At 43.6% G+C, this 12,421-nt stretch carries 13 protein-coding genes; 10 read left to right on the top strand and 3 right to left on the bottom strand.

Going from position 1 to position 12,421, the window contains the following annotated elements; translation table 11 throughout:
• Window positions 1-33 precede the first annotated feature (33 nt).
• Complete coding sequence (locus tag JKJ11_RS24495; RefSeq protein ID WP_252039472.1) at window positions 34-618, bottom strand: TetR/AcrR family transcriptional regulator; 585 nt, start codon at window positions 616-618, stop codon at window positions 34-36.
• A gap of 130 nt (window positions 619-748) precedes the next feature.
• On the opposite strand from JKJ11_RS24495, the gene JKJ11_RS24490 reads away from it, so the two are divergent.
• The 4 genes from JKJ11_RS24490 to JKJ11_RS24475 all read left to right on the top strand — a co-directional run bounded on the left by JKJ11_RS24490 (window position 749) and on the right by JKJ11_RS24475 (window position 4,115).
• Window positions 749-1,705, top strand: a complete 957-nt coding sequence (locus tag JKJ11_RS24490; protein ID WP_006070116.1) for an AEC family transporter — start codon at window positions 749-751, stop codon at window positions 1,703-1,705.
• A 104-nt stretch (window positions 1,706-1,809) separates the two neighbouring features.
• Entirely contained in the window at window positions 1,810-2,601 is a 792-nt protein-coding gene (gene thiM / locus JKJ11_RS24485) for a hydroxyethylthiazole kinase (RefSeq protein WP_038230796.1), read from the top strand.
• Between the two features lie 9 nt (window positions 2,602-2,610).
• Window positions 2,611-3,240, top strand: coding sequence for a thiamine phosphate synthase (gene thiE, locus JKJ11_RS24480; protein WP_198558592.1), 630 nt, complete (start codon window positions 2,611-2,613; stop codon window positions 3,238-3,240).
• A gap of 8 nt (window positions 3,241-3,248) precedes the next feature.
• The gene (locus JKJ11_RS24475; protein ID WP_198558593.1) at window positions 3,249-4,115 is read left to right on the top strand and encodes a glycerol kinase; all 867 of its coding nucleotides are present in this window, start codon (window positions 3,249-3,251) and stop codon (window positions 4,113-4,115) included.
• Between the two features lie 30 nt (window positions 4,116-4,145).
• On the opposite strand, the gene JKJ11_RS24470 is transcribed toward JKJ11_RS24475, so the two are convergent.
• On the bottom strand, window positions 4,146-4,709 hold the full coding sequence (locus JKJ11_RS24470; RefSeq protein WP_096442083.1) for an SPOR domain-containing protein: 564 nt from the start codon (window positions 4,707-4,709) through the stop codon (window positions 4,146-4,148).
• Window positions 4,710-4,911: 202 nt separating this feature from the next.
• Here JKJ11_RS24470 and nhaD point away from each other — a divergent pair, with 202 nt between their 5' ends.
• Window positions 4,912-6,354, top strand: a complete 1,443-nt coding sequence (gene nhaD / locus JKJ11_RS24465; protein WP_006070121.1) for a sodium:proton antiporter NhaD — start codon at window positions 4,912-4,914, stop codon at window positions 6,352-6,354.
• A gap of 83 nt (window positions 6,355-6,437) precedes the next feature.
• Here the strand turns inward: nhaD and JKJ11_RS24460 are convergent, their stop codons facing one another.
• Window positions 6,438-6,872 (bottom strand): Mpo1 family 2-hydroxy fatty acid dioxygenase, encoded by a 435-nt coding sequence (locus tag JKJ11_RS24460; RefSeq protein WP_252039471.1) that lies wholly within the window; start codon window positions 6,870-6,872, stop codon window positions 6,438-6,440.
• 180 nt (window positions 6,873-7,052) lie between these two features.
• Between JKJ11_RS24460 and JKJ11_RS24455 the strand changes: the two genes are divergently transcribed.
• From JKJ11_RS24455 to ebgR, 5 genes are all read left to right on the top strand, one after another.
• On the top strand, window positions 7,053-8,063 hold the full coding sequence (locus JKJ11_RS24455) for a linear amide C-N hydrolase (RefSeq protein ID WP_252039470.1): 1,011 nt from the start codon (window positions 7,053-7,055) through the stop codon (window positions 8,061-8,063).
• A gap of 252 nt (window positions 8,064-8,315) precedes the next feature.
• Window positions 8,316-9,434: a DUF1254 domain-containing protein gene (locus JKJ11_RS24450; protein ID WP_062461998.1), complete on the top strand. Its 1,119-nt coding sequence runs from the start codon at window positions 8,316-8,318 to the stop codon at window positions 9,432-9,434.
• A gap of 196 nt (window positions 9,435-9,630) precedes the next feature.
• A complete protein-coding gene (locus tag JKJ11_RS24445; protein ID WP_252039469.1) occupies window positions 9,631-10,518 on the top strand; it encodes a LysR family transcriptional regulator in 888 nt (295 codons plus the stop codon).
• The gene (locus JKJ11_RS24440) at window positions 10,519-11,058 is read left to right on the top strand and encodes a hydrolase (RefSeq protein ID WP_252039468.1); all 540 of its coding nucleotides are present in this window, start codon (window positions 10,519-10,521) and stop codon (window positions 11,056-11,058) included.
• 128 nt (window positions 11,059-11,186) lie between these two features.
• Window positions 11,187-12,173 (top strand): transcriptional regulator EbgR, encoded by a 987-nt coding sequence (ebgR, locus tag JKJ11_RS24435; protein ID WP_062461989.1) that lies wholly within the window; start codon window positions 11,187-11,189, stop codon window positions 12,171-12,173.
• Window positions 12,174-12,421 lie beyond the last annotated feature (248 nt).

Raw genomic sequence — 12,421 nt, 5'->3', positions numbered from 1 at the left:
CGGTCGTGCTTTTTTATCTTAAAAAAATGTCTATTAGCTCGACCAAGACTCAAAAGACTTAGTCACACTATTCCAAAACCTTTGGCTACTTTCTTCTTGCCCAACGAGGGAGTAAAAAACATGCGCACTAAGATAGTGCCCATAAAGTTCAAATGCCGCTTGCTTAACATCCAGATCTTTTTTCAACTCACCAGTTTTGACGGCCTTCTCGATTTGTATCGTTAAGTAGCTGATCCAGCGATAAATCGCCTTGCGTAGAGAAACTTGCAGTTCGTCTTGACGATTATCACGCCAAGCATCGATAAACATACAGCTGCCTTGGAAAGATTGATTCCAACACATCCAGTTATCAATCAAATGCTTAAGCTTATCAATAACCAACTCATGCTGATGCTCTCTTACAGGGGCAATCACACGAGTCTGGAACGTAGCGTCGGCATACTCAACCACCGCTACCTGTAGGTTCACTTTGGAATTAAAATGCGCAAATAGACCACTCTTCGACATCTGACACTGCTTAGCCAGCTCACCGATCGTCAGGCTTTCTAAGCCTTCACGACTCGCTATGCCGAACGCTTGATTAAGAATGTGCTCTTTGGTCAGCTTACCTTTGCCCATTTAAATCTCTAATAAAACGAATACACCACCAATTTAGCACGGTCGTACTTTTTTGCAATCCTTGATTTATTGGGATGAGAAGATGTGGAATAATTATTCAATGCTACTGCGCTGATAATATGGAATGTTTATGGACTCTTTGGTCGACCAACTGCTGTTTTCTATCACCATCACGGGCCCAATTTGTCTTATGATCATTTTGGGAGTAGTGTTCAAACGAATCGGTCTGATCAACGATAATTTTATCGACGTGGCGTCTAAGTTAGTCTTTAAAGTTACCCTACCCGCCATGCTATTTTTAAGCATCGTCAACTCCGAGCACAATTTCTCCGCAGCGAGCCAATTCATTACTTTTAGTATTATTGCCAATATACTGTTCTTCATTTTCACATACACCTCCGTTGGCGCCATGTTTCGTCACTCCACGGATAAAGGCGTCATTATTCAAGGAAGTTTTCGAGCTAATACCGGGATTATAGGCTTGGCTTACGTCGCCAACGCATACGGAGAAAAAGGGGTCGCTTTAGCGGCTATCTATGTTGCTGTCACTACCTTTATTTATAATGTTCAAGCGGTTATTTGCCTTACCCCAAAAGGCACAGACTCTGGTGTTTCAGCCGGAAAAATCATGCTGACTACATTGACCAAAAACCCATTAATTATCGCAATTGTGTCTGGTCTGGTATTCTACATGTTGTCGATTCCCGTGCCTGATATAGCCATTGATGCCGGCAATTATTTCGCCAGAATGACACTGCCATTAGCCCTCCTTTGTACCGGAGGGTCGCTAGACTTAAGCTCGATGAAAAAAGAACAGAAACCAGCATGGCTCGCCAGTAGTTACAAACTTATTTTGGCTCCATTTGTGGTGACAACAGCAGGCTACTGGTTCGGTTTTAGAGGTTTGGAGTTAGGCATTCTATTTTTTATGAGTGCATCGCCAGTCGCTGCTGCAAGCTACGTCATGGCTCGCTCTATGGGAGGAAACTCAGTGCTTGCAGCGAATATTATCGCACTGACAACAGTGCTTTCGACGCTTACTTGCACTGTCGGTATCATTATTCTGACCTCTTTACACGCTATCTAAAGCAAACAGAGCTAAATACCATTACAATCATTCAAAAAGTCATAACCTGAGCCTGTTTTAATTTATTGTCATTCTATCGGCTCAATCTAGGTTTGGAGATAAACATGAACAAAGACCTTATTATCAACGCGCTACAAAAAGTACGTGAGCAAAAACCACTTGTCGTCAATATTACGAATTTTGTTGTCATGAATAGCACCGCCAATGCACTTTTAGCGGTAGGTGCTTCGCCAATCATGTCACACTCAAAGCAAGAAATGGCGGAAATGATGTCATTCGCAGGCGCACTAGTCATCAATATTGGAACTTTAGATAGTGTGTGGCGTCCTGGTATGTTCTTCGCCGTAGAACAAGCCAATGAAAATAATAAGCCAGTTGTACTCGATCCTGTTGGATGTGGCGCAACCAAATTAAGAACCTCAACCGCTCGTCAACTTGCAGAACTCGCTGACAACTTAATCATTCGTGGTAACGCATCAGAAATCATTGCCATGGCAGGGGAAAAATCACAAAACAAAGGTGTCGACGCACTGGATTCAAGTGAGGCAGCTTTATCTGCGGCGCGCGCATTAGTAGAAGCCTACAACTGCTGTGTCGTAATCTCAGGTGAAACCGACTACGTCGTCAATAAAGAAGCCACTCACGCACTGAGTAATGGTCATGAGATGATGCCTTTTGTCACCGGTATGGGGTGCTCACTATCAGCGGTAACAGGGGCATTTGCTGCGGTTGGTGAAACCACAGGCCTCGCGGCTGCGGCAATATTTGCCATCGCAGGTGAAATCGCGGCAGAGCAATCAAAAGGCCCAGGTTCACTGCAAATGAATTTGCTTGATGCTCTGTATCAGCTTAGTGATGAAGAAGTGCTACGCCGTCTCCACATTAAAGAGTGTTAAGGACAAACGATGACTCGCAACCCTTATCGACTCTATCTTGTAACAGACGAAAACCAAGACCTCGATGCGTTAATAGAAGTCGTGAAGCAGGCTGTTGAAGGTGGAGTGACAATGGTGCAAATACGTGAAAAGCATCATGATATTAGGACCTTCATCACCAAAGCAGCAGCTGTCAAAAAGGTGCTTGAGGGTACTAACGTTCCATTGATCATCAATGACCGAGTAGACGTCGCCCTTGCCATCGATGCAGATGGCGTGCATTTGGGACAGACCGATATGCCAGCGACCCTAGCTCGAACCCTTATCGGTGAGGATAAGATTCTTGGTCTTTCTATTGAAAGCGAAACGCAACTGCAACAAGCGAAACAGCTTCCAATCGACTATATTGGGCTAAGCGCCATATTCTCAACGACAACCAAAACCAACATAAAAACTGAATGGGGGCTTGAAGGGCTTACGAATGCACTTCAACAGATAGAGCTACCTATTGTTGCTATTGGTGGTATCAACGAATCAAACTTGTTAGATGTAGCAAAAACTGGTGTTCATGGTGTCGCGATCGTTTCAGCAATTAGTCATGCCGGCTCACCCAAACAAGCAGCTCAGCAACTGTTAACTCTTATGGAAAAGGCCGAGTAAGGAATCGAATGCACGATAAACTGTCCACATCCGCACTAGCAAAAAGTCGAAACCAAGAGTCTAAAGTACTGTTTACGCTTTTGAAGCGCGCAGGTTATATCAGCTGGCACGAGTCCAGTTGGTTACTGACTGACATTGGGCATCGTTTCGGCGGTGACTATGTGGACAGTGAAAAATATGGACGCTTTATCGTGTGGCCGTCAAACCTTGTAATCGACGATACACTTATTAGTGACTCAACACTGACTGCAACACAACTTGGTGAACACTTTGCGCTTCCGGCTAAAAAGATCAATCTTCTACTTAGTGAGCTAGGTTGGATAAAGCGTGACGATAGCCAATGGAAGGCGACGGCCATTGGCCTTCGCGCTGGTGCTCGTCTTCGTAAAGATAAACAGAACAACAATGAGTTTGTGGTTTGGCACCCCTCTGTATTGCGCCACGCTCGATTAAAACAGTCCGTCATCGAATTTAAAGGTCACGATGCAGAAGCGCACTCTACTGAAAAATCCTTCTCGAGTTTTCGGCAAAAATTCGCGGCAAAGCACCGCACTCTCGATGGTCATTACGTTCAATCGAAAGGCGAGCTAATTATTGATAACTGGTTATATATGGCAGGCGTTGTTCATGCTTATCAACGGCAATTACCCATAGAACAAGATGTCGTGAGTGATTTTTACTTACCACAAGGGAAAGTCTACCTACAATATTGGGGATCAGATAGCGATGTAGCAGACGACAGAGTCATTGAACACACACGTGCGCTTTATCAAGAGCATGACCTGAGTCTTATTGAAATATTCCCAGACGATATTCAGAATTTGGATGAGCTATTACCGAAAAAATTAAAGCCGTTTGGTATCAAAGCATACTGATTGGCTCTAATCGCAGTAATCAAGCCTTCGCTAAAAGTAACAGAGGCACGAGTTGCGCCCATGCTGCCCACCAATCATAAAAGGAGTGGCCGCAACCACTGCACTATAGCTTTCTTTCAACGAGTTCGCCGATGACTCTCCTTCAGCACTGGCCACCAACTGGGTTTCACTGGTAGTAATCAAAATACTGGTTGTTCTGATAAACGCATCTTTATATGCGGGTAGAGCTTTCACCTCGGCTAAATCGAAACTTGCAGCTTCGAAGTTTTCATACGGACCAATCAAGCAACGATCTCCGTCTATTTCAGGTTTTAACCATATCGATTTACTGACATTTTGCTGCAAGTTGCTAGGCACTGCACGCAAACTTCCCGATTGAACGAACCCACATTGTATCCAGAAAGACTTATCACTCTCGCTTGGCACACCGCGTCCCCATAACCCTTCTCCAATAGGACATTCACTTTCTAAGACTGGAAAAGGTAGGTTTACTTTGTTGGCACTGTCACAGACGTAAGGTTGCGTTTCGGCTAGAGCTGGATTCGCAAATAGAAACATTAGTGTCGTCAACAAGAATGAAATGACTGTTTTCATGAGTTTGCTCCCTTACACCAAATTAGACAGATTCCTTCATCTAAGCCTAGGAGGTCTGAAAACATTGTCAAAAGTCTATTTTTTAACCACAAGCTCTTCATCAGATTCGAGTTAGCTCACAACGAAAATGTTGAATAACCTTTAAAATATCGTATCGCAATTGTTAGCGCCTGATTTTATTTAGCTTTTGAAGGATCAAAACATGATGAAAAAAAGTCGATGGCAGACCCTTTTTGTACTCCCTTTTATCGCCACGTCTACTTTCGCTTCGGAAACGGTATCTTCGGATACCTTTAACTTCACTCAATCCACAGTAGGTTATGCAGCATTACTTATTTTTGGTATTGCTTATACCCTTGTCATGATGGAGGAATACCTTAAATTACGTAAGTCAAAACCTGTTCTGCTCGCAGCAGGCTTAATTTGGATAATAATCGGATTAGTCTATAAAGACCTTGGTCAAATAGAAGTCGCAAAATCCGCACTAGAACATAATCTACTTGAATACGCCGAGCTCTTACTTTTCTTATTGGTCGCAATGACCTACATATCGGCGATGGAAGAGCGGCGACTATTCGATGCGCTTCAATCTTGGATGGTCGGAAAAGGCTTTAACTTTAGAACCTTATTTTGGTTAACAGGCATCCTCTCTTTCTTCATCTCCCCTATTGCCGATAACCTCACCACCGCACTATTAATGTGTGCCGTCGTGCTTAAAGTGGGGGGAAGCAATCTACGATTTGTAAATATTGCCTGTATTAACATCGTGGTCGCAGCTAATGCGGGCGGTGCATTCAGCCCATTTGGTGATATTACCACCTTAATGGTTTGGCAAGCGGGGCATGTGTCTTTCTCCGAATTTATGCCTCTGTTCGTCCCCTCAGTGATTAACTACATTGTGCCTGCCGTGATCATGTCGCTGTTTGTTCCTAAGACACAACCTGATGCGGTTCATGCTCACGTAGAACTAAAACGTGGAGCGTTTCGCATTGTTGGACTCTTTATTCTCACCATTGCAACGGCCGTTGCCTTCCACGCAGTGCTTCATTTCCCTCCGGTCATGGGCATGATGATGGGACTAGCTTACCTACAGTTCTTCGGGTTCTTCCTGCGTAAAACGTTGCCTCGCTCCATTGCTAAGAAGAAAGCCATCGCTATAGCAAACAACGACGAAACCGCACTGAAACGACTAGGTTCCATCGTACCGTTTGATGTATTTAGACGAGTCTCTCATGCCGAATGGGATACATTGCTATTCTTCTATGGAGTGGTGATGTGTGTCGGTGGGTTAAGTTTGCTAGGTTATCTAAGTGTGGTCTCAGAAATCATGTATACCCAATGGGATCCCGTTTGGGCCAACGTAATGGTAGGTATTCTTTCGGCCATCGTCGATAACATTCCAGTAATGTTTGCGGTATTGACTATGAACCCAGAGCTCTCTATGGGCAACTGGCTGCTCGTAACGTTAACGGCAGGTGTCGGCGGTAGCTTGCTGTCTATCGGTTCAGCAGCTGGCGTTGCATTAATGGGTGCTGCCCACGGCAAATACACTTTCTTCGGACATTTGAAGTGGATGCCGGTGATTGCCCTCGGCTACGCTGCCAGTATTCTCGCTCACCTTTCGATGAACGGAGGACTGTTCTAAACCGATTGTCGAAGGCATTATTGTTAAATACAAAGACCGCTATCCTAGTTTGACTGGGATAGCGGTCTTTTTTAAGTCAACCATCATTTCTGGCGAAACACCCAAATAGGTCCAATCAGCAAGAACTGTAAATCATCAAAAAACGATGGCTTTTTTCCTTCAATCTTGTGTCCAACAAACTGCATTATCCAAAGTACCACAAACATACCAATACAGACGGTAAGCACCGACATTCCCAGCATTTCAGCGAAAGTAATAATTGCCAAACATGCAAGAGTAAAGATCAGCATCTGAATAAATACAGACCGTGATAAACGAAAATAGAAAACCATCACAGGTAGCATCACAATCCATACCCAGTTAATAGACATGCCACCAAGTGGTAACTGAGGTAGACACCAGATCAACCCCACAATAGAAAGATAGATACCGGGAACTGCGATTTTGTGTATTTTTCGATTAGTACTGTTCTGGTGACTCTGTCCGTAAGCATCTAACCACTGCTGTAACGACTTCATTTGACTTCCTTGTTATTCGGCTGGTGTTAATACTCTAGACCAAAATCAACAACTCTTCCTATTCATCCACCTACTCCACCCTATTAGCCTTACTTACAGGTACTAATTTAAGCTATTAACGTTAGTTGTCTATTATGGCCTCAACAAAACACAACACAACACCAAACATGTGAGGTCATTATGAAAAAGTCAGTCCTAAGTCTAGCTCTTGTCGCAACACTATCAGCAGGTTACGTCGCAGATGTAACAGCATGCACATCAGCAATCTACAATAACGGTGATGCTAGTCTCTCAGTGAGAACCATGGATTGGTTTGGACACGATGATGCTGTGGTCGTCGGCACAGGTAAAGGCATCTCAAATCAATACAGCACAACTAAAGAGTCAGTTAACACGACCAGCAAATACGCGTCTATCAAAATCAAATCATTCGAGCCACAAATTGTCGCCGAAGCAATGAACCAAGAAGGTTTGGTCGCTCGTATTCTTTACCTGGGTTTGGAATACACCGAAATGGCACCTAACCGTGCCGGCGTGCCTGATGTAGATGCATCACAATTCGCAAATTACGCGGTCGATAACTTCGCTTCCGTTGAAGAGGTCGTTGCTACACTGGACAAGATTGATGTTGTCCAAGACAAAGTATGTGATTTGCCAGGCCATGAAAATGAATGCCTTCCAGCGCCTGTGCATTATCACCTCACCGACGCCAGTGGTGATAGCGCGGTGATTGAGTTTGTTGGTGGCGAGGTCAAAATCTATCACGGCGATATGACAGATGCACCGAGTGTCCAGTACTTATCCAATGATCCTGAGTTCGGTTTCCATATCAACTTGGATAAAGAGAAAGCAGAACCGGGCGCAACGATCCGCGCTTATGATAGACGACTACGTGCCAAAGAAGTGGTTGAAGATATGTATAAGCGTGACGTTACTGACAGTGGCGAAGCCTTGAATAGCCTGAAAGCTGCTGGAGCAACGGTCTTTGCTGGCTATGACCAAATTGACCCATATCTTAATGATGTATTCCCTACACTATGGACAGTCTATACAGACCAGAATGCGAAAGCGATTTACCTAGACCGTTACGACACATGGCAAGTAGAGAGTTACAACTTTACGATGTTCGACAACAATCAAGCCGCAGAAGTCGTGCTCGGTGCTCATCCTAAAGCAGAAGCTGCTAACTAGTCACCTAGATGCGTAGTTAATATCCAAGGCTACATCATGGTTCGTTGATTACAGCGAACCATGATATGCACCAAAAACATATCAATAATTAGATTTAATGATTTCAAAATATATCTTTATCTCTCTATGATTTACCCAGACCTAAGGAAATAAACCAATTGTCGTGCTAGGGAGAGTCATACGGTCAAACGAACGGTCGGGCAGCGTCCTCAATGCTCGAACAGTACAATAGAGACACGAAAGGTTATTGAAATGAAAAAACTGACAATCATCGCTTCCCTGACAGCTACCCTGTTCACTTCTGCGTCAATCGCTCACGATCTTGGTGACCATTTACCTAAGAAAGGGCAACCGACTGAGACTCAAATCTTGAACGGCGGCTCGACAAAAGTTACCAAAGATAACTTTATCCTTGCGGAGTCCGACAAATACTTTTTCGAGCAGCAAGAGAAGTCCGGCATCAACCAGTTTACTCACGATCGTCAACTACTCACCATGGATACTCAGACCGTCGTACGCCAGAATCGAGATACGCTCTATTCAAAATCAATCTGGGATGCCGAGGGTGGCGTAACATTCGAACTACCAATACTCGATTCCTATCAGACTCTTCAGATCATCGATGAACAGCATCGCACTGTCGCTGTCCTATATGCAGAGAAAGGGAAAAATAGGATTACCATTACGCCAGAGATGCTCTCTTCTGGTAAGCATGTTTGGGTCATCGCACGCACCCAAGTTGCTTCCAACTCCCCTGCTGATATTAAGGCCGGAAATGCAAAGCAAGATATGATTAAAGGGACCGCCAACTTTGCAAACCCTTATATACCAAAAGGATTTGACCAGTTTGATAGAGAAAATGTTCGTTTATCTTTAGAAGCCGATGTACTCAAGCTCGACTTTACCAAGGCGATGGGTGGACCTGAAGGCAAGCCTCTAAAACCAGAACAGAATCTAGAACAACGTAAAGTCGAACTTTTTCATGCAAGAGGCTTAACGTCAATGGGATTCGGAGGACTGCCGAGCGAGCACGCTTACTACAAAGTTTTACTTGCTGAGGATCGCTCAGGTCAGTGTCAAACAATGAACTTCGACGCCCCACCACTGGGTAAAAACGGTTTCTTCTCAATCACGACTTACGGCGCAGATGCCTACGTTCACACTGAGAAATTTGCGTTATCAAGTCGTGAAGATGAACTCAGACAAAATAGCGATGGCAGCTATACCGTCAACTTTAATTGTGGTTCTCAAGCCATCAACAACATTGAGGTGGAACAAGGCTGGACGGGAATACTACGAATGTATAAACCTAATTCCGATACCGAAATCGTGACATATGCAAAAGGTGTGGAGCAACCTCACTCAAAATAACGTCGTTCCGTTATCGTTAGCATCAGCAGCGCTAGTTGACATCTAGCTAGCGCTGCAAATTTACAATGTAAAACCTAGGAAATATAAAGAAACAGCCTCGAATAATACCCTTCCAATGAACAAAGTGTCCCTTCATGCTTTACCTCTCTACAAAATTCAAGCACAGTAGAAACACCTTCTTTTCTCGGAGATCAGTATGCTACTTAATACCGAGCGACTTCAATATCTGGTTTGTATTGCCGAGACGGGTTCATTTTCTGCGGCGGCCAGAAAACTCAATGTCAGTGCATCCGCTGTGAATCAAGCGGTACAATCGATGGAAATTGATATTGGCATTCGTCTATTTGAACGTGTTGCCGGAAAGTCTCCCTCACTGACACCTGAAGGAAAAGCGCTGTACTTCCAAGCGCTTGAAATTGTTCCCCGCTTGCAAGCTATAGAACGAAAAGCACGTGCGCTGCAAAGTGGTGAAGAGCCCTCGCTGACGATTGCTACTCACAGTATGACCTTATACCCAAGGTTTACCGAACTAATGTCTTCATTAACCCTGCAGTTTCCAGAACTGGAGTTGATTTTAGTTGATGCAGAAAAGCACCAACTATCAACCAATGATGAGAGCTTAGGCGCTGACATCATGATTGCTCCTGGTGGGTTATGCCCCCAACGAGGCTCAAATGCACAAATCATAGATAATATCGAATGGTGCTTCATAACCTCACCTAATCATCCGTTGGCAAAGCTCAAAGGTGAGATTACACCAGAAGATCTAGAACACTATCCCCAGTTACTATCCTTAGAAGGTAAAGTTGCGACTGGCGAACTACTGGAATCGCTGCGTTTCAGCCCTCGCCTCATTCGTTACGAAGCCCCTGATCAACTGCAAGACATGCTGCTTTATGGTGCTGGTTTTGCCGCTTACCCAATCAAACTGGCTCAACCATTTATCGACCATGGTCTAGTAACCAAGTTAAATGTAGGACATTATGATAGTTCTATGGTGTGGCCAGTGGAGCTGTCGTGGCGCAGTGGACTCGGCACAGTTGGAACGTGGTTTATAGAACAAGTATTAGAACAGGAGCGTTAAATGCTAGAGCAAGACAACACCCAATTAATGATCATTGATGTACAAGGCAAGCTTGCCCAAATCATGCACGATAAAGAGCACTTGTTCGCCAACCTAAATACGTTGACCAAGGCTGCACAACTCATGGAATTACCCATTGTTTGGGTAGAGCAAATCCCAGATAAATTAGGTCATACTATCGATGAAATTCACCATGAACTTCCCCACCTATCCCCCATTGCAAAAGATGTGTTCAGCGCCTGGGGTGAGATAGCTGTTCAAGAGACGCTCCAACGTAACAATAGAAAACAAATACTATTGGTCGGTATTGAAGCACATATTTGTGTCCATCAAACTGCTTGCGATTTGATGGACCAAGGATATGAAGTTCACCTTGTTGTCGACGCTATTTCTTCGCGTGCACCAGAAAACAAAGAGCTCGCAATCCAACGCCTGTCAAAACAAGGGGCCGTGTTAACTTCCACTGAAATGGCACTCTTTGAACTACAAAAAGTCGCCCGAGGCGATCAGTTTAAGCAATTGCTAAAACTAATTAAGTAATCGCTGCTAATTTAAACGATTAACGCTGTTTTTACTAAAACTTTAGTATTTACTGATGAAGATTGTTTACAATAGAACCCAATAGATAGGATTAGTTTTTTCGGTATGATGCCGAAGGGTGTGATTGAATGGCAACATTAAAAGACATCGCTAATGAAGCAGGTGTTTCATTAGCGACAGTATCTCGCGTACTGAATGATGACCCTAGTTTGAGTGTAAAAGAACAAACTAAGCTGCGAATTTTAGAGATCGCAGAAGCCTTAGAATATAAGACCAGCAGTTCGAAGAAATCGATCCAGCCTAAGAAGCATAGCCACCATTTCATGGCCATTTATAATTATAAGCAGGAAGCGGAAGTTAACGACCCTTACTACTTATCCATTCGTCATGGTATAGAAACACAGTGTGAAAAGCTGGGCATAAAACTGGTTAATTGCTACGAAGGAGAGTTAGCTCATTCAGATGCTAAAATCACCGGAATACTGTTTGTTGGACGTTGCCCTGAGACGGTTCGCTCCGAAGCTGAAAGCATCACAGACAATATCTGCTTCATTGATTTCTCTGACCCAAACTCAAAGTACGACTCGGTTGATATCGACCTCACTAAAATTAGCAAAGAAATCATAGACTTTTTTATCAATCAAGGGTTCAATCGGATCGGCTTTATCGGTGGTCAAGATACACCTAATAGTTCTGACATCCGAGAGATGGCATTTGTAGAATATGGCAGCTTAAAAGGCGTGGTATCGCTTGATGATATTTACCGTGGAGAGTTTACGAGTCAATCAGGCTACGAATCTGCGAAAAAGATGTTTTCCAACAATAACTTCCCTCGAGCACTGTTTATCGCTTCAGATTCTATTGCTATTGGTGTATTGCGCGCAATTCATGAACACGGCCTCAAGATACCAGAAGACATATCTCTTATCAGCGTCAACGATATTCCTACAGCAAAGTTCACCTTTCCTTCACTTTCTACCGTCAGGATTCACTCTGAGATGATGGGTATTCAAGGTGTTAACCTGTTGATGGAAAAAGCAAGAGATGGACGTGCACTGCCATTGAAAGTCTATGTACCCAGTAAACTAAAACTACGAGGCACAACAAAAGAATAGGCATTTTCGTATTTTTTAGTAAAACTTATCTATCTATTCTACATTCCATCTTAGTTCGACTCATTGACATCGATTAGCCAACTTTATTTAAAGTTGGCTCACCATTCCCCCTCTTCGTAAAATCATCAAACACCACGAAAAAGCTATAATTAATTGTATTTAAACAATTAAATTCATTATTTCTACCTAAAGACCTACTACTTATATCAAGTTAAGCCCACCCCTATCATTCACTCCGTTTATTTAAA

Source organism: Vibrio sp. SCSIO 43133 (genome assembly GCF_023716845.1).
Classification (GTDB): Bacteria; Pseudomonadota; Gammaproteobacteria; order Enterobacterales; family Vibrionaceae; genus Vibrio; species Vibrio mediterranei.
This window is presented reverse-complemented; position numbering and strand designations above follow the sequence as displayed.